The sequence below is a fragment of the Streptomyces sp. CNT360 genome, from assembly GCF_000424785.1.
Genome location: NZ_AUKO01000004.1, coordinates 152,003 through 175,169 on the forward strand (window position 1 = coordinate 152,003; position 23,167 = coordinate 175,169).

Here is a 23,167-nt window from a genome sequence, read left to right on the forward strand (position 1 = left end):
GCACCGTCCGGGCGGAACTAGGATGTGGGGCGATCAAAATCGGCCACACACTGAGCGGGAGTGAACATGGGCGGGCTGGGCGTGCGGTGGACGGTGCACGGGGACGGGCGCGTCCCCGCACCCGGTGCCGTCGTGAAGCCCGACGAGCGGCTGTCCTGGCCGCGCACCGCGGGCCTGGGCGCCCAGCACGTGGTGGCCATGTTCGGTGCCAGCTTCGTGGCGCCGGTACTCATGGGGCTCGATCCGAACCTGGCCATCATGATGTCCGGGTTCGCGACGATGCTCTTCCTGCTGGCGACCCGCGGCCGGGTGCCCAGCTACCTGGGATGCAGCCTCTCCTTCGTCGGGGTGGCCGCCGTCATCCGCGGGCAGGGCGGCAGCAGCGCGACGGTGACCGGCGCGATCCTGGTGGTCGGGGCCGCCCTGTTCCTCGTCGGGCTGGCGGTGCACAAGTTCGGCGCCCGGATCATCCACGCGGCGATGCCGCCCGTGGTGACCGGCGCCGTCGTCATGTTGATCGGCTTCAATCTGGCACCCGTCACGGCCGCCACGTACTGGCCGCAGGACCAGTGGACGGCCCTGCTGACGATGCTGCTGACCGGTCTGGGCGTGGTGTGCCTGCGGGGGTTCTGGTCGCGGATCGCCATCTTCTCCGGGCTGGTCGTCGGCTACCTCCTCTCGTGGGGCTTCGACCGGGTCTTCGGCCGCATCCACTCGCCGGACGCGAGCGGCAAGACGGTGGACCACTGGCGGCTGGACCTGTCCGGGGTGGGCAAGGCGGACTGGTTCGGGCTGCCGTCGGTGCACGGGCCCGACTTCTCCTGGTCGGCGGTGCTGGTGGCGCTCCCGGTGGTGATCGCGCTGGTGGCCGAGAACGCGGGGCACGTGAAGGCCGTAGGGGAGATGACGGGTGACCCGCTCGACGACAAGCTCGGCACCGCGATCTCCGCGGACGGCGTGGGCAGCGTCGTGTCGACCGCGTTCGGCGGCCCGGCCACCACGACGTACTCGGAGAACATCGGCGTCATGGCCGCCACCCGTGTCTACTCCACGGCCGCGTACTGGGCGGCCGCCTGCTTCGCCCTGCTGTTCGGGCTGTGCCCGAAGTTCGGCGCCGTCGTCGCGGCCGTCCCCGGCGGGGTGCTCGGCGGGATCACCGTCATCCTGTACGGCATGATCGGGCTGCTGGGCGCGCAGATCTGGATCAACAACGGCGTGGACATGCGCAACCCGCTCAACCTGGTGCCGGTCGCCGCGGGCATCATCATCGGGGTCGGTGGCGTCTCGCTGAAGTTCACCGACACCTTCGAGCTGAGCGGCATCGCGCTGGGCACGATCGTGGTCCTCGTCGGCTACCACGTCCTCAAGGCGCTGGCCCCGCCCCATCTGAAGACGCAGCAGCCCCTGCTGGACGAGGGCACCAGCGGCTACGACGAGCAGGACTGAGACGTTCCGTCCGGCGCCGCCGCCTCGAAGTACCGCACCCGGTGGTCCGCGCCCACCTCGCGCATGCCCACGGCCCGCATCACCCGCTGCGAGGCGACGTTGTCGAGGTCGGCGTCGCCCTCGACCAGGGTGACGCCCAGGGACCAGGCGAGGGCGAGCAGTGCGCGCAGCGCCTCCGAGGCGTAACCCCTGCCCCGCGCCGAGGGATTGAGCGCGTAGCCGACAGTGACCGTACCGTCCGCGTCGGGCGTCCGGTTGAAGCCCAGGCCTCCGACGGCGAGCCCGTCCGAGCGGCGCCGTATCTCGTAGTTGCCGAAGGGCCGCGGGTCTCCCGTGGTGGCGCAGGCCTCCAACAGGCTAGTGGCGCCCTTGACATCCATCGCGTCCGGGTATTCGGGGCCCCACGCGTCGCCGTCCAACGGCCTCCCGGTAACGATCCGTTCGGCCTCCTGGGGTGTCATGGCATGCAGTATCAGCCGCTCGGTGTGCAGATCGCCTGCGGTCTTCGGGGCTGCGGTCGCTGCTGCGGTGGGGTCCGTCATGGCCGTCGGAGTACCACGCGCAGCACGTGCACAGCATCCGGATAACGCGGTGCGCGTCCGGTCGTCGCGGTCGTCCGCGGGGGAAGCGGGCGTTCGCACGTCATCCGTCCGGGGGCCGTGCGGTGCGGGCTGACCCGCCGGTGGCCGGTCGGCTGTCACGCTGCCGGGCATGACCTCTACGGACCAGATGCCCGCGCAGCGCGCGGTGTTGTCCGCGCCGTCGGCGCCCATCGCCGGGATGGCGGCTCGGATGCGGGAGATCGGTGCGGCGCTGCCGCGCGAGGACGGGGTGGCCGTCTTCAACCGGGTCTATCTGTCGGTCACCGAGGAGCTGGTGCGGCAACTGGTCGCCGGACGCTTCGCGGACCGGGCGGCGACCCGCGAGTTGGGAGCCCGCTTCGCGCAGCGCTACCTGGATGCGGTGGACGCCGAGGAGGCCGGAGCGCGACCGCCCTCCTGCTGGCGTCCGCTCTTCCGGCTGCGGCGCCATCCCTCCATCCATCCACTGCAGTTCGCGCTGGCGGGCGTCAACGCCCACATCTGCCACGACCTGCCGCTCGCCCTGCTGGACACCTGCCGGGCGCTGGGGGCGCGGCCGGAGACGCTGGAGGTGGACTTCGAGCGGATCGGGGAGCTGCTGACCGGGCTGGAGGAGCACATCCGCGAGGAGTTGATGCCGGGCCCGGACCTGCTGGACGTGGCCGACCCGCTGACCCATCTGATCGGGAGCTGGAGCCTGGAGCGGGCGCGCTGCGCGGCGTGGGCGGCGTTCCGGGCGCTGTGGGGGCTGCGGTCCTTCGGCGAGTTGCTGGAGGAGATGGCCGAGGGACTGGATACGACGGTCGGCATGACGGGCCGCTGTCTGCTGACGCCGCTGTGGCACTGAGCGGCCAGGTGGGCACCGTACCGGCGCCCGGTCAGGCAGGCACGCACCGTTGCCGAACCGGTATCCGATCGCGTAGGCAGGTGGGGCCCGGTGGACCGCGACACGTGGCAGCCGGGCGCGGTGACGGGTGAACAGGGCGACGGGAGGGCGAGATGGCACTGCGACTGGGACTGGGGCTGCCGCAGACGGGCACGTACGACCTGGCCACGGATGTGACGGGGGTGGCGCGCGCGGCGGAGGAGCTGGGGTACGACAGCGTCTGGGTGCTGGAACGGATCATGCGGCCCGAGCAGCCCGTGGACGACATGTACCTGGTTCCGGGGCTGAAGTGGTCGGAGTACTTCAGGTCGGTCGCCGACCCGCTGGTCACCCTGTCGCTGGCCGCCGCCGTGACCGAGCGGGTGCGGCTCGGCTCGGCCGTGCTGGTCGGGCCGCTGCGCTCGCCGTTCCTGCTGGCGCGTGCACTGGGGTCGCTGGACGCGGCCAGCGGCGGCCGGGTCGTCGCGGGGCTGGGCACGGGCTGGTCCCGCGACGAGTACGCGGCCGCCGGAGTGGATTACGCCACGCGCGGCGCAGCGCTGGACGAACTGCTGGACGTGTGCGCCACGGTGTGGGACCCCGACCCGGTCGCGTACGAGGGCGAGCGCACCCGCTTCACGCCGTCGGCCGTCGGTCCCAAGCCGGCGGCCCGCATCCCGGTGCTGCTGGCGGCCGGCAACGACCGGGCGCTACGGCGGCTGGTGCGGCGGGCCGACGGGTGGCTGCCGTCGTTCATCAGCAACGAGCAGGTGGCCGAGACCCGGGCCCGCATCGCCGAGCTGGCCCGGGAGGCGGGCCGGGACCCGGCCGAGATCTCCACCACCGTGCGGGCGTCCGTCCGCGTCACCGACCGTCCGGTCGAGGGGCGGCGCGACCCGTACCAGGGCACCGTCGAGCAGATCGTGGAGGACCTGGCCGGAGCGGCACGGGCGGGCGCGGACGAGGTTCTGCTGGACAACCAACTGGGCTGCCGCGACGCGAAGGAGCTGATCGAATCCGCGCGCGAGCTGCGCGAGGCGGCGACGGAGGCAGGCGTGTAGCGCCCCTCCGTCGGCCCCTGACCGAGTGCCCCGGCTCGGTGCTGCGGCTCCGTGCTGCGGCTCAGTCCTCCGGCAGCGACACCGGCTCGATCTCGTCGAACACGTCACCCGGCCCCGGGTTGGCGGCGTCGCAGGACCCGCCGAGGTGGTGCATGACGCCCCACACCGCGTTGAGCGCGGTCTGTACGGCGCCCTCGGCCCAGCCCGCCGTCCAGGAGATGTCGTCCCCGGCGAGGAAGAGACCTCGCCGGTCGGCGGGCAGCCGGTCCTGCACGAAGTGGGTGAACAGCCGCCGCTGGTACCGGTAGTGGCCCGGCAGGTTGGCCTTGAACGCGCCGAGGAACCAGGGCTCGTCCTCCCAGGAGACGGTGAGCGGGTTGCCGGTGATGTGCTTGCGGATGTCCACGCCGGGATAGATCTCGCCGAGCGACTTGAGCATCACCTCCATCCGCTCGCCCGCGTCCAGCGGCAGCCACTTGAGACTGTCGTCGCACCAGGTGTAGGAGAGGCAGATGACCGCGGGCCGGTCGGGGCCGTTGTCCAGCAGGTAGGTGCCGCGGGTCATCCGGTCGGTGAGGGTCATGCTCATGGTGTCGCGGCCGGTGCGGGGGTCCTGGTCGCGCCAGAACGGCCGGTCGACGGGCACGAACAGCTTGGAGGACTCCATGTAGTGGGTGCGCTCCACGGCCGTCCAGTGGTCGATGGGCAGCAGCTCGTCGTCGCAGTCGATGCGGCTGAGCAGCATCCAGGACTGGGCGGTGAAGACGGCCGCCCGGTAGGTGCGGATGTCGCCGCCGGCGTCGGTGACGGTGACGCGGTTGCCCGCCGTGCGGTGCAGCCGGGTGACCGCTGGGCGCGGGTTGCCGTCCGGGTGCAGCGTGGCCAGGCTGGTGCCGTGCGGCCAGTGGACGAGCTTTTCCGGGGTGCGCTCCCACAGGCGCAGCGGCAGCTGCTGGCAGCCGCCGACGATGCCGCGGTGGTCGTCGTCGGCGCCGGTGTAGACGACGCGGAGGATCTCCAGGATCGAGTTGGGGAAGTCGGTGTCCCAGCCGCCGGTGCCGAAGCCGACCTGGCCGAAGATCTCCCGGTGCCGGAAGGAGGAGAAGGCCGGGGAGTCGCACAGGTAGCCGTAGAAGGTCTGGTTGTCCAGCTTCTCCACCAGGCCGGACCAGATCTCGCGGATGCGGGGCACGTCCCGCTCGCGTATCGCCCGCTGCATGGCGGCGAAGTCGGCGCCCTCCTCCAGGCAGGCGTTCCACGCGTCCATCACCTGGTGGTAGACGGGCGGCAGGTCCTCCAGGGTGCGGGCGTAGTGCGACTCGCCCTTGAGGTCCACGACGGTGGAAGGGGTGTCGGGGGCCAGCGGGTTGGGGAACGGCTCGGTCTCCAGGCCGGTCAGGCCGATGTAGTGCTGGAGCGCCGTCGAGGACGGCGGGAAGCGCATGGCACCCATCTCGGCGTTCAGCGACGGATCGCCGCCCTCGAAGGTGGCGGTGCGCAGCCGCCCGCCGAGCTGGTCGGCCTCGTGGACGACCGGCTTGAGGCCCATCTTCATCAGCTCATAGGCCGCCACCAGCCCCGACAGGCCGCCACCGATGACGGCGACCTCGGTGCCGTGCTCGGTGGCGGGCACCGCGCCCAGACCTGCCGGGTGGGCGAGGTAGTCGTCGTAGGCGAAGGGGAAGTCGGGGCCGAACATCGTCAGCGGTCGCGTCTCCTGCGGCGGGCGCTGCTGCTCCCCCTGTCCGGGGGCGGCACCGGCGGGGTTCTCGTGGGCGGCCGTGGGCACGGTGGACGTCATGCTGCGGTGCTCCTGGAGTACGACGGTGAGGGAAGAGCCGGGCTCAGGCCGGGTACAGCTCGGGCCGGCGGTCGGCCAGGTACGGGTTGCGTGCGCGGGACGCGGCGAGCAACCCGGGGTCGACGTCGGCGGTCAGCAGCGAGGGAGAGCTGCCGTCGGCGCGGGCCGGCACCGTGCCGTCGGGTGCGGCCAGGGCGCTGAGCCCCGCGAAGTCGAACTCCCCCTCGCGGCCGACGCGGTTGGCGTAGGCGACGTAGAGCTGACTCTCGACGGCGCGGGCGGCCACCAGCGTGGTGGCCACGGTCTCGTACGGCCGCATCAGCGCGGTCGGCACCAGCAGCAGGTCCGTACCGGCGAGGGCGTGCGCCCGCACGGCCTCGGGGAACTCGACGTCGTAGCAGACGAGCAGTCCGAGCCGCAGGCCGGCCAGTTCGGCCTGGACGACCAGCCGCGTTCCCGGCGTGTAGTGCGTGGCCTCGTACGGGCCGTACAGGTGCGTCTTGCGGTAGTGCGCGAGCGAGGAACCGTCCGGGCCGACGAGGTGCACGGAGTTGTGGACGGCGCCGTCGGTGCCGCGCTCGGGGTAGCCGTAGACGACGGCCACCGCGTGCCGCCGGGCGATACGGGAGACGGCATGCGCGGCGGCACCGCCCGCCGGCTCCGCGGCCTCGGCCGGATCCGCGAGAGCGTAGCCGGTGAGGGAGAGCTCCGGGGTGAGGAGGAGACGGGCCCCTGCCGCGGCGGCTTCGCGGGCCGCGCCTTCGAGGGAGTCCAGGCCGGCGGCCCGGGTCTGGTGGAGGGCGATACGCACGTCATCGACGCTACGGGCCCCCTCATGGGCTCACAAGCAGCCGCTCTTGCGGACCGGCCCTGGCTCTGTTGCGCCGATCGGCCGGTTGCCGTCGATCTGTTGCACGCGGTCTCCCTGTTGCGTCACAGGGGCGGTCCGGCGTTGTACCGGCGCAGCAGCGGCGAGAGGACCAGCACCGACTTGGTACGGTCGACGAACGGTTCCCCCGCGATGCGCTCCAGCACCGTCTCGAAGTGCCGCATGTCGGCGGCGAACACCTGGACGAGCGCGTCGGCGTCCCCGGTCACCGTGGAGGCCGACGCCACCTCCGGGTAGTGGGCGAGGGCCCGGTGGATGTCGTCCGGCGAGGTGCGGGAGCGGCAGTACATCTCGATGAACCCCTCGGTCTCCCATCCCAGCGCGGCCGGGTCGACCCGTACGGTGAACCCCATGATCGCTCCGCGTTCCCGCAGCCGGTCCACGCGCCGCTTCACGGCGGGCGCCGACAGGCCGACCTCCGCCCCGATGTCGGCGTACGTGCGACGGGCGTCCTCGGCGAGGGCGTGGACGATGCGTTCGTCGAGGGTGTCGAGATCGTTCTGTGGCACGGCGCCAGTAGAACACGGCCCATTTCGCGGACCGGCACGCCAGGGCACGTGCCCCTCACGCGGCAGGAAGGACGGGTGACGGATGGGTGACGCGGGCGGCGAGGCGGCGGGCCACGCGACAGGCGCCTGGCGTGAGGCCCGGCCGTTCGTCCGCGGCGTGAGCTGGTGGGACGGCGACCGGTGCGTCCGTGCGGACCCGGCGGAGGGGGCAAAACTGCCGGTGGAGACCTGGGCGCGGGCACAGATGCCGGTCGGCGTGCGGCTGGAATTCGAGGCCGAAGGCCCGTTCGAGGTGCGCTACCGGGCCGGCGCCCTGGGCACGGTGGACGCCCTGCGCGAGGGCTGCCGCCACTGGGAGGCGCTGCGCGGCGAGGAGCGGATCGCCCTCGTCCCGGAGACTCCCCGCGAGGGCGAGCGGGTGCTGCGCCTCGACTGGCCCGGCGGCCCCGGAGTGCTGTACCCGCCGGAGGGCTACGCGCCCGTGCTGCTGGCGGTGCGAGGTGCCCGGCCCGCGCCGCAGCAGCCCCGCTGGCTGGTGTACGGCGACTCGATCACGGAGGGCTGGTCGGCGACGACTCCCTCCCTGGGCTGGCCCGCGGTCGCCGGGCGCGCGCTGGGCCTGGACACCGTCAACCTGGGCTACACCGGGTCGGCACACGGTGAGCCGACCAGTGCCCGGCAGGTGGCGTCCCTGGCCGGCTCGGTGGTGACGCTGGCGTTCGGCTGCAACTGCTGGACGGGCGTGCCCTGTTCGACGGGGCTGATGGCCGAGACGGTGACCGCGTTCCTGCACCTGGTGCGCGCCGGTCATCCCCGTACGCCGTTGCTGGTCGTCTCGCCGCTGGTGCGCCCGGAGGCGGAGGGGACACCGAACGCGCTCGGCGCCACGCTGGCCGGCCTCCGCACCGCGATGGAGGAGGCCGTCCGGGCACGGAGAACAGCCGGGGACGACCGGCTCGCTTTGCTGCCGGGTGCCGGGCTGGTCGGGCCGGAGCACCTGGTGGACGGGGTGCACCCCGACGATGCCGGGCACGCCCGGGTGGCGGCGGCGGTGACCCGCACGCTGCGTACGGAGCTGGGGGTGGCGGCGGGCTGGCAAGCACGGGGCCGGGACGGCGGGCGAGCCGGGTGAGGAGCTGGAGGCGGGTGCGCGAGGTCAGCCGCGCGCGGGGACGGCCCGCACCCAGTCGTGCCGGTCTGTCAGCCAGCGGTCGACTCGGAGCCCGGCGGCGGCGAGTACCTCGGCGAAGACCGGCTCGGTCAGCAGCCGCGAGTAGTATTCCTGCACCCACGTCCGCCCCTCGAAGGCGTACTCGACACGGGAGCGGACGACACCTTCCTGGCCCTCGACGGGTTCGATCCCGGTCGTGGTGACGGTCAGCCCTCCGCCCTGCCAGCCGTGCCCGGGACGCACCTCCTCGTGGCGGCGGTCGTGCTGACGCTGGATCACGACGCAGCCGCCGTCGGCGACATGCCGCGCGCAGGCCGCCAGCAGTGCCGTGCGCTGGTCCTCGTCGGCGCTGTTGACCAGGAAGGAGGTCAGCGTGACGACGTCGAAGCGCTCGCCCAGATCGAGGTCCTCGATGGCGGAGCGGACGGTCCGGGCGTCCTCGACCAGGTCGAGCATGCCCGGCGACTCGTCGACGGCCGTGACCCGGAAGCCGCGCCGGACCAGCGGACGTGTCATCCGCCCGGCACCCGCCCCGAGTTCGAGCAGCGTCAGCCCGCGGGGCTCGGGGACGGCCGAGGCGATCACGGCGGTCTCGCCCATCTCCGGCAACCGGGCGTAGACCTCGACGGCACAGCCGTCCGGGGTGATCTCACCCGGCCCCGTACCGACGTTCGCATGGCGCGTGTAGGTACCCATGACGCGATTCGATCACGCGCGGGAAGCCCGCGGAAGGGCCGCGACGCACCGGTGCCGCACCCCGTCGCGGGGTACGGCACCGATCAGGAACACCGGAGACGGGTTCACCAACTCGCGTGCAGCGGCTTGCCCTCCGCGTAACCCGCGGCGCTCTGCACCCCGACGATCGCCTTGTCGGTGAACTCCTCCAGGGTGCCCGCGCCCGCGTAGGTGCACGAGGAGCGGATGCCCGCGACGATCGAGTCGACCAGGTCTTCGACGCCGGGGCGGGCCGGGTCCAGGAACATCCGGGAAGTGGAGATGCCCTCCTCGAACAGGCCCTTGCGCGCCCGGTCGTAGGCGGACTCCTCCCAGGTGCGGTTGCGCACCGCGCGGGCGGAGGCCATGCCGAAGGACTCCTTGTACAGCTTCCCCTCGGCGGACTGCTGCAGGTCACCGGGCGACTCGTAGGTGCCGGCGAACCAGGAGCCGATCATCACGTTGGAGGCCCCGGCCGCGAGCGCCATGGCGACGTCGCGGGGGTGCCGCACCCCGCCGTCGGCCCACACGTGCTTGCCGTACTTGCGTGCCTCGGCGGCACATTCGAGAACGGCGGAGAACTGGGGGCGGCCCACCCCGGTCATCATGCGGGTGGTGCACATGGCGCCCGGTCCGACACCGACCTTGACGATGTCGGCACCGGCCTCGATCAGGTCGCGTACGCCCTCGGCAGCCACGACGTTGCCGGCCACGACCGGGACGGCCGGGTCGAGGGACCGTACCGCCTTCAGAGCCTCGAACATGCGCTCCTGGTGGCCGTGGGCGGTATCCACGACGAGGGTGTCGACACCCGCGTCCAGCAGCGCCTTGGCGCGAGCGGCGACGTCACCGTTGATGCCGACGGCCGCGGCGATGCGCAGCCTCCCCTCGGCATCGACGGCGGGGGTGTAGAGGGTGGCCCGCAGGGCGCCCTTGCGGGTGAGGATGCCGACGAGCCTGCCGTCCGCGTCGACGGCGGGCGCGAACTTGCGGTGGGCCGCGTCCAGCCGGTTGAAGGCCTCGCGGGGGTCGATGTCCGCGTCGAGCACGAGCAGTTCGCTGGACATGACCTCGGAGAGCTGGGTGAAGCGGTCGACGCCGGTCAGGTCGGACTCGGTGACGACACCGACGGGGCGCCCGTCCCGTACCACGACGCCGGCGCCGTGTGCCCGCTTGGGCAGCAGCGAGAGCGCGTCGGCGACGGTCTGCGTGGGCGCCAGGGTGATGGGGGTGTCGAGGACGTGGTGCCGCCGTTTGACCCAGCCGATGACTTCGGTGACGACGTCGATCGGGATGTCCTGCGGGATCACCACGAGCCCGCCGCGCCGGGCCACGGTCTCGGCCATGCGGCGTCCGGCGATGGCGGTCATGTTGGCGACCACGAGCGGGATGGTGGTGCCCGTGCCGTCGGGCGAGGAGAGGTCCACGCCTTGCCGGGAACCGACCGCGGAGCGGTTCGGCACCATGAAGACGTCGTCGTACGTGAGGTCGTACGGGGGCCGCTGGTCATTGAGAAAACGCACGTACTTCATCCTCCCATGTCCGCACATCCATGCGAGAACGGATGATCCACCGGAGTGAACGCGCCCCGCTCATGGGATCGCACAAGACGGCCGACCCGTCGATGCGCACCGCGATCGGCCGACTATGCACCGTGGCTGCCACCGCTGACCGGGTCCGGCAGGGCCTCGGGCTGCGACGCCGGCTCCGGCTCCCCCGGCCGGGCCGCCTCGTCGCCGCCCCGGGCCGCTCGCCGGCTGTCCACGACCCCCTTGAGCCGGCGCACCACCGGTTCGGTCCAGCGGGCGGTCAGCGGCCCGAAGATCACCAGGATCATCACGTACGCGGTGGCCAGCGGCGTGATCCGCTCGTCCACCCCGGCGGCGAGGCCGGCTATCACGATGGAGAACTCGCCCCGGGCCACCAGCGCGCCACCGGCTCGCAACCGGCCCTTGCTGCCCACGCCGGCCCGCCCCGCCGCGTACCACCCGGTGAGCACCTTGGTCACCGCGGTGACCCCCGCCAGGATCAGGGCGGGCAACAGCACCGGCGGGATCTGCGAGGGGTCGGTGTTCAGCCCGAAGAAGACGAAGAAGACGGCGGCGAACAGATCGCGCAGCGGGGTGAGGAGGCTCCGTGCGTTCTCCGCCGTCTCCCCGGAGAGCGCGATACCCACCAGGAAGGCACCGACGGCGGCCGAGACCTGCAGCTTGGCGGCGATACCCGCGATCAGCAGGGTGAGCCCGAGGACGACGAGCAGCAGCATCTCGGGGGTGTGGGAACTGACGGCCCGGCTTATGTGGCGGCCGAACCGCAGCGCCACCAGCAGCACGATCCCGACGGTCCCCACCGCCACGAGCATGGCCACGCTGGTGCCCCCCAGCCCCAGCCCGGCCACCAGCGCCGTGAGCAGCGGCAGATAGAGGGCCATCGACAGGTCCTCGATGACCAGCACCCCGAGGATGACAGGCGTCTCCCTGTTGCCGAGCCGGCCCAGGTCCGTCAGCACCTTGGCGATCACCCCGGACGACGAGATCCAGGTGACGCCCGCCAACGCCACGGCCGCCACCGGGCCCCAGCCCAGCAGCAGTGCGGCCACCGCCCCGGGCACCGCGTTCAACGCGAAGTCCACGAGGCCGGACGGATACTGCGTCTTCAAGCTGGTGACCAGCTCCGAGGCGCTGTACTCCAGCCCCAGCAGCAGCAGGAGCAGGATCACCCCGATCTCCGCGCCGACCTCGATGAACCCCTCGCTGGCCGTCAGCGGGAAGAGGCCGCCCTGGCCGAAGGCGAGGCCGCCCAGCAGGTAGAGCGGGATCGGGGAGAGCCCGATGCGGCCGGCGAAGCGGCCGACCAGGCCCAGCCCCAGGATGACGGCGCCGAGTTCGATCAGCAGGACGGTGGTGTCGTGCACGGAGGGCCTTTCAGTTGTCCAGCGGCTTGTCCCGGCCGCTCAGGTGCCGGCGATGATGCGGGTCAGCTCGTCCACCCCTTCCCGGGTGCCGACCGCGACGAGGGTGTCTCCCGCCTCCAGGCGGAAGTCCGGTGTCGGTGAGGGGACGGGACCGGTACGGCGCAGCACGGCCACGATGGAGGCGCCCGTGCGGCTGCGCGCCTGCGTCGCCCCCAGCGGCTCCCCGCTGTAGGGCGACTGGCCCGACATCGGGATGCGGACGGTGACCAGGTCGATCTCCATCTCGCACGTCCCCAGCCGCGGGCTCTCACCAGGGGCGAGGATCTCCGCGAGGGAGACGGCCTCCTCCTGGTCGAGCTGCACCGTGCCCTGACAGGCGTCCGGGTCGTCCTCCTCGTAGAACCCGAGGAACCGGCGCCCGTCCTGATGGGCCACCACCGAGATGTGGCGGCCGGCGCGGGTCGTGATGTCGTACTGCTTGCCCAACCCCGGCAGCTTGGTGCTCTTGGTCGTCATGGCGTGCTGCCCTTCTCAACCTTCCACGAGGTCTGCGCACGGGCAGGCGGGCTGCCTGTGCGCGCTGCTACGTAGCCTATGAGGCGGCGGTGCTGTCCGGATCCGTCCTCTCCAACGCCGGACGGGGCCCCGGTTGTTCCTCGGTCAGCAGCCAGTCTGCTGCCGCGGTGTCGGTGACCAGGCTGGTGACCAGCCCGGAGCGGAGGACGGCCCCGATGGCAGCCGCCTTGCGGTGGCCCCCGGCGATGGCCACGACCTCCGGCACACGGCGCAGCCGCTCGGCCTCCACCGTGATGCAGCGCTCCCCCAGGTCCCGGCCGATGCGCCGGCCGCGCGCGTCGAACAGGTGCGCCGACATCTCGGCGGCGACACCGAGCGAGGAGTAGTGGTCGCGCTCCTGGGAGCTGAGCATGTCGTGCACCGTGGAGATCCCCGGCTCCCAGGAACCGATGGAGACGGCGGCCACGGTGACCTTGTCGAAGTACTCGAAGGCACGGGCGATGCCGGTCTGGCTGCGCAGCGCGGCGGCGGTGGCGCTGTCGGGCAGCAGCATCGGCGCGTAGATCGGGTGCGCCTCGCCGCCGGCGACCTCGGCGGCCCGCCGCACCGCCTCCACCGAGCCGCGGTCGGCCGTACCCGCGTCGTACACGCCGGTGAGCTGCACGACGGTGCACGGCGGCAACTGGCGCAGGGCCGTCGCCATGTGGATGGTCGAGCGCCCCCAGGCCAGCCCCAGCACGTCACCGTCGGTGACCAGCTCGCCGAGCAGATCAGCGGCGACCTCGCCCAGGTTCTCCGGGTCGGCCGCGTCGTCCGCGGCCTCGGTCGGCGACTCGACGACGACCGCGTGGCGCAGCCCGAAGCGGGCCCGCAGCGCGTCGGAGCGCTCCGCGTCCAGCTCCGCCGGCACCCGGATCTCGATCCGCACCAGATCACGTTCGAGCGCCGTCTCCAGGACCCGGGCCACCTTGAAGCGGCTCACCCCGAACTCGTCCGCAATCTGGATCTTCGATTTGCTCTCCAGATAGAAGCGGCGGGCCATCGCCGCCGCCTGCATGAGCTCGGCGGGTCCCATTCGCGTGGCTCGCCCCGACGACACCGCTCTCACCTCACTGTCTTGCCGTGTCCGCGCTACCGGCGCTGACGCGCCGCGCGTTCATCCTTGCAGATCCCCTGACAAACGTGACCCTGGTCACCCAGCGTTCACCTCAGCTCTCCCGCTCGGAGCGGGCACTCTCGCCTCCCGCACGGGCCGCCTGCTCCGCCTGCTGCCGCAGCGCCCCTACGGCCGCCGCCGGGTCCTGGGCACCGTAGACGGCGGAGCCCGCCACGAACACGTCGGCGCCCGCCTCGGCGCACCGCTCGATGGTGGAGGCCGAGACCCCGCCGTCGACCTGGAGCCACATCTGGAGACCGTGTTTGTCGATCAGCTGCCGGGTGCGGCGGATCTTCGGCAGCATGATGTCCAGGAACGCCTGCCCGCCGAAACCCGGCTCCACCGTCATGACCAGCAGCATGTCCAGCTCGGGCAGCAGGTCCTCGTACGGCTCGATCGGGGTGGCCGGCTTGAGCGCCATCGAGGCGCGGGCCCCCTTGGCCCGGATCTCGCGGGCCAGCCGCACGGGCGCCGCGGCCGCCTCCGCGTGGAAGGTGACCGAGCCGGCGCCCGCCTCCACGTAGGCCGGCGCCCAGCGGTCCGGCTCCTCGATCATCAGGTGGCAGTCCAGCGGGGTGTCCGTGGCCTTGTGCAGCGACTCGACGACGGGTGTGCCCAGGGTCAGGTTGGGCACGAAGTGGTTGTCCATGACATCGACGTGCAGCCAGTCGGCGCCGCCGGTGCCGGAGACCGCCTGCGCCTCCTCGGCGAGGCGTGCGAAGTCCGCGGACAGGATGCTGGGGTTGATCTGAGCCATGGTTACCAGTATTCCGTGTGGGCGTTCGACGTGATCACGTGGTGGGGCAGGCGGGGGTCATGCGGTGCGGCGCTCGCCGTGCGGCCCTCGCTGCACGGGGACCGGCACGCCGCCCATGCCGCCCGGGTCGTGCCCGGCGTGCGGGGCCGTACAAGCTGCCCCGGGGCGGGTGGCGTACGAGGTGTACCCGGCGCATGCGGTGCACGCGGGCTGCGCGGTGCGTGCGGGACATGCGGGCGGGCCGACGACATGCGGCGGTCAGGCGGTACGCCGCAGCAGCGCCAGGTACATCGCGTCCGTACCGTGCAGGTGCGGCCACAACTGGACGTCCGGGCCCTCGCCCAGGTCCGGCACGCCGGGCAACAGCGGGCGGGCGTCCACCAGTTCGACAGCGGGGCCCTGTGGGTCCTTCGCCAGCCCGTGCAGCACGTCGTCGACCACCGCCCGGGTCTCGGCCAGATGCGGCGAACACGTCACGTAGGCCGCGACCCCGCCCACCCGGGTCGCGGCCACCGCCTGCCGCAACAGCCCCCGTTGCAGCGGCGCGAACCCTGCCAGGTCCTCGGGCCGGCGTCGCCAGCGCGCCTCGGGCCGGCGCCGCAACGCCCCCAGCCCGGAGCACGGCACATCCACCAGCACCCGGTCGAAGCTGCCGGGCCGCCACGGAGGGCGCGTACCGTCCGCGCCGATCACCGCCCACGGCCCCGGACTGCCCGCCAGCGCCCGGGCCACCAGGCGCGCACGGTGCGGCTGCTTCTCGGCAGCCAGCAGCGCGGCCCCCCGCTGGGCGGCGAGCGCCCCGAGCAGCGCCGCCTTGCCGCCCGGCCCCGCGCAGGCATCCAGCCAACGGGCGTCCTCCCCGCTCGCGAGAGGTGCGTCGGCGAGGGCCAGCGCCACGAGCTGACTGCCCTCGTCCTGCACCCCCGCCCTGCCCTCGCGCACGGCCTCGAGCGCGCCCGGCTCCCCGCCCTCGGCCATGCGGACGGCGTACGGCGACCAGCGGCCCGGCACGGTGTCCCCGCCGCTCAGCTCCTCGGTGGTGGCCCGGCCGGGTCGCGCGGCCAGCGTGACCTCCGGCCGCTCGTTGTCGGCCTCCAGCAACGCGGTGATGCCCTCACGGCCGCTTCCCTGAGCCCCCGCCGAGCGTGCCCCCAGCGCGTCCCACAGTGCCGAGACCACCCACCGGGGGTGGGCGTGGCGCAGCGCCAGGTGTTCCTCCGGATCCTCGTCGTAGGGCGGCGCGATCCGCTCCAGCCACCCCTCCAGGTCGTCCGCCGTGAGGCGCCGCAGCACCGCGTTGACGAACTTCGCACGCCCGTCACCCAGCACCACGCGGGCCAGCTCCACCGTGGCGCTGACCGCCGCGTGCTGCGGAATGCGCGTACCGAGCAACTGGTGAGCGCCCAGGGAGAGCACGTCCAGCACGGGCGGGTCCACTTCCCGCAGCGGCCGGTCGACGCACTCGGAGATGATCGCGTCGTAGGTGCCCTGCCGGCGCAAGGTGCCGTAGACGAGCTCGGTGGCCAACGCCGCGTCCCGGGCGTCGATACCGCCCTGCTCCGGGTCCTTCTCGCGGGCCTTCCGCAGCAGCGGCGGCAGCACCAGGTTCGCGTAGGCGTCCCGCTCGTCGACGGCGCGCAACGCCTCGAAAGCGAGGATGCGGACCGGGTCCTTGCGCGGACGCCGGTACGGCTTGCCCGGATTGCCCGGCTTACCCGATCTGGTACCGCGGCGGGGTGAGGTGCTCACTGGTGAAGGTGCTCCGCAGGTGGGGGATCAAGACCTCCACCCTACGACCCTTCGACGCCCCCACCGGCCGGGAGGCGCCCCGCCCACGAGGCTCCCGCCGGGACGGCCGTCCCGACGAGAGGGCCACCTGACGAAGGCGCCTCGGGAGAGGGCGAGCGGCGCGCCATGAGGGAGGCGGCGAAGACCCGGCGGGGTCGCTCCGAAGGAGGGGGAAGAAGGCCCGGCGGGTCGCCCCGGAAGGGAGGGCGAAGACCCGGCGGGGTCGCTCCGGAGGGAGGTCGAAGGCCCCGCGGGTCGCCCCGGAGGGAGGGCGGAGGCCCTGGCCGCGTCACTCCGAGGAGGGGGAAGGACTCAGCAGGATCGCGCTCAGCACAGGGCGAAGATCCCCGCAGGATCGCGTCCGGGAGAGGGCGAAGATCCCGCCCCCTCCGGAGAAGAGGGCGCAGGCCCCGGCAGAACCACCCCGAGGAGAGGGGGAAGGCCCGGGCAGAAGTGCCCCGAGGAGAGGGGGAAGGCCCGGGCAAGGGTGCCCCGAGGAGCGTAGGAAGGTCTGGGCGGCGCGCCCCGGAAAGTGGGGCAGGATGTCGAGGCCAGACGAGGTGAGGCCAGACGGGGCAGGGCGCGTCAGGAGAGGAAGGGCCCTGCGCGCTGACGACATCGTCCTCGGAGGGCGCCGCGGTGGGTGTCAGCCGGGTGGCGAGTTCAGGCGGCCGACTCGAACACGGCACCCGGTTCGATGCGGGTGCCGCGTGCCCAGTCGGCAGCCCGCATCGGCTTCTTGCCCTGCGGCTGCACCCACTCGAGCTCCACCGGGTGCGAGCCGGTCCCCACGTGCACGGCGTTCTTGCCGACCCGCAGCTCACCGGGCGCCGGCGCGGCACCGTCACCGCCCACCTGCGTTCCGGCCGACAGCGGTGCCAGGGAGCGGACCTTCAACCGCTCGCCCCGGAAGACGGTCCACGCTCCGGGCGCCGGCGAGCAGGCCCGCACCACGCGGTCGACCCGCAGCGCCGGCGCGCTCCAGTCGATGCGCGCATCCTCGACACTGATCTTGGGGGCGAGGGAGATGCCCTCCTCCGGCTGCGGCACCGCCTGCAGACTGCCGTCCTCGATACCGTCCATGGTGGCCGCGAGCAGACCGGCACCGGCGAACGCGAGCCGGGTCAGCAGGTCTCCGCTGGTGTCCCGGGGGCGCACCTCCTCGGTGACCACCCCGTAGACCGGCCCGGAGTCCAGCCCCTCCTCGATGAGGAACGTGGACGCTCCACTCACCTCGTCCCCCGCGAGCAGCGCATGCTGCACGGGTGCAGCGCCGCGCCAGGCCGGCAGCAGGGAGAAGTGCAGGTTCACCCAGCCCTTCGCAGGCACGTCCAGCGCCACGCGCGGCAGCAGGGCACCGTAGGCGACGACAGGGCAGCAGTCGGGCCCGATCTCCCGCAGCCGGGCCAGGAAGTCCGCATCCCGTGGGCGTTGAGGCTTGAGCACCTCGACGCCCTCGTCCTGCGCCCGCTGCGCCACCGGGCTGGGCACCAGGCGCCTTCCCCGTCCCGCTCGCGCGTCGGGCCGGGTGACCACGGCGACGACCTCGTGCCGTTCCGAAGTGATCAGGGCGTCGAGCGCGGGGACGGCAACCTCGGGGGTGCCTGCGAAAACGAGCCTCATCGGTGGCGAACTACCTCTCACACGCGGAAAGACCGCCCAGTTTACGGTCCACACCGCCCCCGCACGGGAGGGGGCCGCGAGCGTCGCATCCGGCTCCCTCGGGGCAGACCCCGGAACCGCCCGGCCCACGCCGGAGCCAGGCCACCGACCCTCACGCCGCTGATGCCGGGGCCCGCTCTGCAAAAGGACACGAGGGAGGCCCCGCACCGAGGAGAGCCACCGCCTTTTGCACCGCCGATTCCCGGGGGACCTGCACCGCAGGGGGAGGTGGGCCTCGCGCCAAGAGCCACCGTCCTTCGCGCCGCCGACCCCCGGGGCCTGCACAACCAGGAAGGGCGGGTCCGCCTCTGGTGCGCCACCGTCCGCACGCCGCCGACACCCAAGCCCCGTAACGCCGAGGGAGGGCAGGCCCGCCCCACGGGACCCCGGTGCTCAGGTGGAAGGGATCGCCCCGTGGCAGAGGCTTGCGCCACCAGACGCCAGTGTCCGGACCTCAAGGCCGACCCCGGCACCTGGGCCGAAGAGCCAATCACAGCACCCCACCCTGCTCAACAGGGACCCGAGCCCCCCGCACACCAGGAATGACCGACCCCGCTCGGCAGTCGGCCGAGCACTGGTGACGAAGGGGGCGTACGGGCTTCCGCGCGCCGTGTCGACGCTCCGCCCACGCCCCCGCACCGTGACCCGACGGCCCGTCGCCGCGTTGGTCAAGTCAGATTGACCGGATCGAGTGCCGCCTCTCGAAGGCGCCGCGATCTCGTCCTTACCCCTTCCCCCCAGCCTTTGCACCACGTCAATCACCCCATCGAGCACAAGAGCTGAACAGCCCCCTTTCAGCCGGTCCGAGAGGCTTCTTCATGGCCGACCACGCAACCCACGACGCCCAGGCGCGGGCCAGCCTGCATCTCCTGGTGCGGGACATCGAGCGGGTCCGCCGGCAGGTGGACGCGCTGCGCACCCTCACGGCGCAGCTCGGCAACGTCTACCGCCCGCGACGCACCGGCCCCTCCACAGGCTTCGTCGTCTACGGTCGCGCACCCGCGCCGACCGTCCGACTCGCCCAGGAACTACGCGACAGCGTCGAGACACTGGTGACCGCGGCCGTGGACTTCGACCGTTCTTTGGGCTTCTCCTGGGACGCCGTGGGATCGGCCCTGGGGGTCACCAAGCAAGCCGTGCACCGAAGGTACGGTTCTTCGCGGCGCGGGCCGCGCGCTGTCCCGGACAGCGCGGAGGCGACCGCCGCCAGGCAGCCCGAGGCCGTATCCACCGGCCCCCGCCCGCTGTCCGCCGCTCCCGGGGCGGTCGCCGGGCCGCGACCCGCCGTACCGGTCGCGCGGTCGATCCCGGCACAGCCGTCGCCCTCGTCCTCCCCCGCGCCGGTGCCGCCCCCCGAGCCGCGTCGTGACCCTCGTTCCGAGGCCCGCCGTGACCCGCGCCACGAGCGGTACGAACGGTACGAGCGCCACGAGCCGTACGACCCCCGCGATCCGCGTGCGGGCTCTCTCCCCTCCCCCCGCAACGGCTGAACCCTCTCCGCGGTTTGTCGCACTCCGTCGCCCGGCCACCAGCCCCGCGACCCGCACTGCTTCCCGCAGCTTCCTCCCCTGTTTCTGCCCGACGCCGGCGCCCGGTACCCGCCCCGGTATCGGGCAGCGGCATGTCCCATTCCGGTATGACGGCCTGTGACTCGCCCCCCGAGTCGGGCAGCTTGGGGCAGTTGGGATTCCCCGCTTCCCGTGCCTGCGCCACGGCACTCGCACCGCACTCCTCCGCAACACTGCGCCCCGCGTGCCTTTCGCCATGCTCGACCCGTGCGCCGACTGCGCAATATGCTCCTCCGCCTCCGCGACGCGTTCCCTCCATCACGCCTGCGACCAAGCCATCAACGAGCTTGCTTCAGCCGATGTCCAGCGGATCGATGCGCACATGCGGCACCGCTCCCTCCCTGCGAGCGAGTCGCCCGGCCAAGGCCGTCTTCAACACTGCGGCCAACGCGGCGCCGCTGCCGCGGGGGACGCGCACCAGGGCCCGCTCCCACTGCTCGCCCGGTGGCGGGTCCCCGGGACGGCGGGGTCGTCCCGGGGGCGGCACCGGCAGCGGAACCGGCCCCAAAACCTGTGCGCCCTCGGGCAGTCCGGCATCCTCCGCGGCGTGCAGCAGAGCAGCCACGGCCTCCGGGGTGCCGGTGACCGCGGCCATCCGGGAGACGGGCGGAAAGCCGAGCTCCGCCCGGTCGGCAAGCTCCCGCAGGGCGTGCCCGACCGGGTCCCAGCGCACGAGGGCCTGCACCGGACGCATGCTCTCCTCCGCGACCACCACCACACTGCCACCCTCGCCCTGCGGCCGCACCAACGCCGCGGCCCCCAGCCAGCGCCGCAAGGCCTCTTCACCCGCCCGCAGGTCAGGACGTCCCAGCAGCGCCCAGCCGTCCAGCAGCAGTGCGGCCGCGTACCCCGCTTCCCCCTCCGGTACCGGCTCGGCTCCCGGGGTCGAGACCACCAGGGCGGGACGCGCGGGCACCGACTCCAGCACGTGGTCCCCACCGGACGTCCGTACCGGCACCGAGGGGAAGGCCCGGCCCAGCTCCTCCGCGGTGCGGCGTGCTCCGATGACGCTGCCGCGCAGCCGGGTTCCCGCGCACATCGGACAGCGCCACTGCGGCGTTTCCCGAGCACACCAGCCGCAGCGCAGCGCCGTGCCCTCCCCTGCTGCCTGCAACGGCCCCGCACAGTGCGCACACCGCGCCGGCTCGCGGCACCGCTCGCACACCAGTCGGGGCACGTAGCCGCGGCGCGGCACCTGCACCAGCACCGGGCCGTCCGCCAGCGCGTCCCGCGCCGTGCGCCAGGCAAGGGTGGGCAGCCGGGCGCTGCGCGCCGCCGGGTCGCGCCCCTCGTCCCCCTCGGCCGCCGTACGCACACGCGGCATGACGGCCCGCACGGTGTCCCGGTGCGCTGCCAGCGGGCGGGCGAAGCCGGACTCCACGAGCTGTGCTGCTTCCACGGTGCAGCCGTGGGCGCCGAGGAGAAACGCCGCCTGCTCGGTGACCGCGCGTTGCAACAGCACCTCACGGGCGTGCGGCTGAGGGGCCCGCTCCTCGCTGTGGCCGGAGTCGCCGTCCTCCCAGACTGCGGCGAGACCGAGGCGGCGGACGGGCGCGAACATCGCCGCTCTGGTGCCGACGACGGCGCGCACCGCGCCACGGCTGACCGCCAACCAGCGGCGGTACCGCGGCTCGGGACCGGCGTCCGCGGTCAGCAGCACGTGCTGCCCCTCGCCGACGAGAGCGGTGAGCGCGGCGTCCACCCGCGCTGCCGACTTCCCGTCCGGCAGGACGGCGAGCGCGCCCCGGCCCGTCGCAAGGGTGGTGGCCATCGCACGTGCCAGTTCGTCGGCCCAGCTGTGCGGGCCGGGCAGCGCGGTCCACACCGCTCGGGGTGCGGCCTTGTCCGCGAGTGCCTGGAGGAAGGCGGGGCCTTCCGGATAGCGCGACCAGCCCCCGGGGTCGGGCGCCTCGGGTCTCGGCGGGCGGCGCGGGGCGGGCTGCTTCTCCGGTTTGGCACGCCGCGGCGGGACCGCCAGCTGCACCACGTCGGCGAGCGATCCCGCGTAGCGGTCGGCGACCGAGCGGCACAGCCGCAGCAGCTCGGGGCTGAGCACCGGCTCCGGCGAGAGAACCTGGGCGAGGGGGGCGAGCCGCCCGGTGAAATCGGAGTCGACGCGGCGTTCCACGATGAAGCCGTTGACGAGCCCGCCGCCCTCCCGGCGCCCTTCCCGCTCTCCCGCGCCGAACCGTACCCGGACGCGGACGCCGGGTTGCGCCTCGTCGTCCATCGCCGCCGGCACCGCGTAGTCGAAGAAGCGGTCGAGGTGCACCAGCCCCTTGTCCACGAGCACCCGCGCGACCGGCAGCCGCGCGGCGAGCTCTGCCCCCCGCCAGGTGCGGGGTTTCGCCCTGGGCGGGCGCTCCTTGCGCTCGCGGACCGTCTCCCGGATGAGCGCGAGCTGTTCGGGCGGAGACGCTTCTTGCGGCCCGTGCGGCCCTTGTGGCCCGTCCGGAGCTTGTGAGCCATCCGGCTTCGGCGGCGGGTCGGCCTGCGCCCCGCCTGACGTCTCCCGGTTGTCCGGGCCGTTCAGCCCACCCGGCCCGTCGAGCGCTTTCGAGGCACCCGGTCCGTCCAGCTCGTTCGGGACGCTCGGGCGATTGGGTCCATCCGGGCTTTTCGGCGCGTCCAGTCTGTTCGGCCTGACGGGCCGGGGCGGGCGTGAGGGGCTTCCATGGCGCAACTGCCATGTCGGTGCGGGCCACGCTTGCGGCGCGCTCCTGTGCTCCTCCGCTCCTCCGTCGTCCCTGCTCACGGGCTCAGTGTCGCAGACAGGGGTGACAGGCTGCGGTCGCTGCTGGTTCGCCCGAGCCTGGCCGACAGACGTGCGGCCGAGGCGCGGCTGGGTGTGGCCGCACCAGGGCGGGACGGTGGCCGTGTCCCTCGCGCCACCCTGCGGACGACGGTCGCCACCGCCCCTTGTGTGCGCCCGCACTATCCGCCCTCCTCTCCCGCAGCTTGCCCCCGGGTACCGGCCACCAGCGCACCATTGAGGAAGAGACCGACGAGTTCCCTGTCGTCCAGGGGCTGAGGCGCTCCGGGGCGCCCGGCGCCCATGAGCATCAACTGGAAGGTGTCGGCCAGTCGTTCCGGGGCTAGGCGCAGGTCGTCACGCTCGGGCTCGAACAGCGCGGTCAGCGCGGTGCGGGGCGCGGTGAGCCCGGCTTCGCGTCGACGGTTCCTCTCAGCCATGTCCTCGTCATCGGCGGCGGGGGGCCGTGCCGCTCTGCCGACGGAGACAAGTGCCCCCGCGACATCCCCTATCCGGTTCATGTAGCCCCTCATGACCTCGGCCGCCTCCGTGAGCCTGTCGGCCAGCGGTTGATCGAGGGAGATGCCCTCCAGGTGCGCAACGGTGTCGTCAGGGCGCAGTGCCTCCTCCATGCAGGCGGCCAGCAGCGCTTCCTTGTCGGTGAAGACACGGAAGATCGTGCCCTCACCGATACCGGCGGCGCGTGCGATCTTCGCCGTCGTCACCAGGGGCCCGTACTCGACGACGAGCGGCAGCGCCGCCGTCACGATCATCGCGCGCCGCTGATCCGGGTCCATCGCGGGCGCCCTGCGCCTCGCCTGCGTCTCGTTCATGCGGCCCAGCCTACGGAGTGACCACTCACTCCGTCAAGGAGTAAGTACTCACTCCACCCGGGATGCGGTCTCGACGCATCGGCCCGATTGCGGTTGCCTGCTGAGCGGGGGAAACGGGAAACGCCCCCGATGCCTTGTTGGTCCGGGTGCGTGCGGCCCAAGCTGAGTTGGGCGAGGGGCGCTT

The 23,167-nt window shown here is 73.0% G+C and carries 18 protein-coding genes and 1 pseudogene; 5 read left to right on the forward strand and 14 right to left on the reverse strand.

Annotated features, from left to right (window positions below; genetic code table 11):
• The first annotated feature begins 66 nt into the window (after positions 1-66).
• On the forward strand, positions 67-1,446 hold the full coding sequence (locus H297_RS0110850; protein WP_037793866.1) for a solute carrier family 23 protein: 1,380 nt from the start codon (positions 67-69) through the stop codon (positions 1,444-1,446).
• On the opposite strand, the gene H297_RS0110855 is transcribed toward H297_RS0110850, so the two are convergent.
• Positions 1,428-1,988, reverse strand: coding sequence for a GNAT family N-acetyltransferase (locus H297_RS0110855; protein ID WP_078513915.1), 561 nt, complete (start codon positions 1,986-1,988; stop codon positions 1,428-1,430). The two genes, H297_RS0110850 and H297_RS0110855, sit on opposite strands and share 19 nt — an antisense overlap.
• A 169-nt stretch (positions 1,989-2,157) precedes the next feature.
• Here H297_RS0110855 and H297_RS0110860 point away from each other — a divergent pair, with 169 nt between their 5' ends.
• A complete protein-coding gene (locus H297_RS0110860) occupies positions 2,158-2,874 on the forward strand; it encodes a DUF5995 family protein (RefSeq protein ID WP_027737055.1) in 717 nt (238 codons plus the stop codon).
• A gap of 152 nt (positions 2,875-3,026) precedes the next feature.
• Complete coding sequence (locus H297_RS0110865; RefSeq protein ID WP_027737056.1) at positions 3,027-3,953, forward strand: TIGR03619 family F420-dependent LLM class oxidoreductase; 927 nt, start codon at positions 3,027-3,029, stop codon at positions 3,951-3,953.
• Positions 3,954-4,014: 61 nt separating this feature from the next.
• Here H297_RS0110865 and H297_RS0110870 read toward each other — a convergent pair whose 3' ends face one another.
• The 3 genes from H297_RS0110870 to H297_RS0110880 all read right to left on the reverse strand — a co-directional run bounded on the left by H297_RS0110870 (position 4,015) and on the right by H297_RS0110880 (position 7,152).
• Positions 4,015-5,652 carry a flavin monoamine oxidase family protein gene (locus tag H297_RS0110870; RefSeq protein WP_486589496.1) on the reverse strand — a complete coding sequence of 546 codons (1,638 nt, stop codon included), beginning with the start codon at positions 5,650-5,652 and terminating at the stop codon, positions 4,015-4,017.
• Between the two features lie 145 nt (positions 5,653-5,797).
• Positions 5,798-6,565 carry a carbon-nitrogen hydrolase family protein gene (locus tag H297_RS0110875; protein WP_051351744.1) on the reverse strand — a complete coding sequence of 256 codons (768 nt, stop codon included), beginning with the start codon at positions 6,563-6,565 and terminating at the stop codon, positions 5,798-5,800.
• A 122-nt stretch (positions 6,566-6,687) separates the two neighbouring features.
• Positions 6,688-7,152 (reverse strand): Lrp/AsnC family transcriptional regulator, encoded by a 465-nt coding sequence (locus tag H297_RS0110880; protein WP_027737059.1) that lies wholly within the window; start codon positions 7,150-7,152, stop codon positions 6,688-6,690.
• Positions 7,153-7,234: 82 nt separating this feature from the next.
• On the opposite strand from H297_RS0110880, the gene H297_RS35805 reads away from it, so the two are divergent.
• Positions 7,235-8,284 (forward strand): GDSL-type esterase/lipase family protein, encoded by a 1,050-nt coding sequence (locus tag H297_RS35805; RefSeq protein WP_078513916.1) that lies wholly within the window; start codon positions 7,235-7,237, stop codon positions 8,282-8,284.
• A gap of 24 nt (positions 8,285-8,308) precedes the next feature.
• Here H297_RS35805 and H297_RS0110890 read toward each other — a convergent pair whose 3' ends face one another.
• The 8 genes from H297_RS0110890 to fmt form a co-directional block, all read right to left on the reverse strand.
• Entirely contained in the window at positions 8,309-9,019 is a 711-nt protein-coding gene (locus H297_RS0110890; protein WP_027737060.1) for a class I SAM-dependent methyltransferase, read from the reverse strand.
• A 104-nt stretch (positions 9,020-9,123) separates the two neighbouring features.
• Positions 9,124-10,569: a GuaB1 family IMP dehydrogenase-related protein gene (locus tag H297_RS0110895; protein ID WP_106959602.1), complete on the reverse strand. Its 1,446-nt coding sequence runs from the start codon at positions 10,567-10,569 to the stop codon at positions 9,124-9,126.
• A gap of 113 nt (positions 10,570-10,682) precedes the next feature.
• Entirely contained in the window at positions 10,683-11,951 is a 1,269-nt protein-coding gene (locus tag H297_RS0110900) for a cation:proton antiporter (RefSeq protein ID WP_027737062.1), read from the reverse strand.
• Positions 11,952-11,990: 39 nt separating this feature from the next.
• A complete protein-coding gene (locus H297_RS0110905; RefSeq protein WP_027737063.1) occupies positions 11,991-12,467 on the reverse strand; it encodes a cation:proton antiporter regulatory subunit in 477 nt (158 codons plus the stop codon).
• A 76-nt stretch (positions 12,468-12,543) separates the two neighbouring features.
• On the reverse strand, positions 12,544-13,542 hold the full coding sequence (locus H297_RS0110910; protein WP_027737064.1) for a sugar-binding domain-containing protein: 999 nt from the start codon (positions 13,540-13,542) through the stop codon (positions 12,544-12,546).
• A 133-nt stretch (positions 13,543-13,675) separates the two neighbouring features.
• A complete protein-coding gene (gene rpe, locus H297_RS0110915; protein WP_027737065.1) occupies positions 13,676-14,380 on the reverse strand; it encodes a ribulose-phosphate 3-epimerase in 705 nt (234 codons plus the stop codon).
• 258 nt (positions 14,381-14,638) lie between these two features.
• Positions 14,639-16,129: a transcription antitermination factor NusB gene (locus tag H297_RS0110920; RefSeq protein ID WP_027737066.1), complete on the reverse strand. Its 1,491-nt coding sequence runs from the start codon at positions 16,127-16,129 to the stop codon at positions 14,639-14,641.
• 702 nt (positions 16,130-16,831) lie between these two features.
• Complete coding sequence (fmt, locus tag H297_RS0110925) at positions 16,832-17,791, reverse strand: methionyl-tRNA formyltransferase (protein ID WP_027737067.1); 960 nt, start codon at positions 17,789-17,791, stop codon at positions 16,832-16,834.
• Positions 17,792-18,648: 857 nt separating this feature from the next.
• Here fmt and H297_RS35810 point away from each other — a divergent pair.
• Complete coding sequence (locus H297_RS35810) at positions 18,649-19,320, forward strand: hypothetical protein (protein WP_037793736.1); 672 nt, start codon at positions 18,649-18,651, stop codon at positions 19,318-19,320.
• Between the two features lie 370 nt (positions 19,321-19,690).
• On the opposite strand, the pseudogene H297_RS0110935 reads toward H297_RS35810, so the two are convergent.
• Together H297_RS0110935 and H297_RS0110940 are read right to left on the reverse strand one after the other, a co-directional pair.
• A pseudogene (locus H297_RS0110935) lies at positions 19,691-21,814 on the reverse strand (primosomal protein N'); the annotation flags it as partial.
• Between the two features lie 518 nt (positions 21,815-22,332).
• Positions 22,333-22,983, reverse strand: a complete 651-nt coding sequence (locus H297_RS0110940; RefSeq protein WP_027737069.1) for a TetR/AcrR family transcriptional regulator — start codon at positions 22,981-22,983, stop codon at positions 22,333-22,335.
• Positions 22,984-23,167 lie beyond the last annotated feature (184 nt).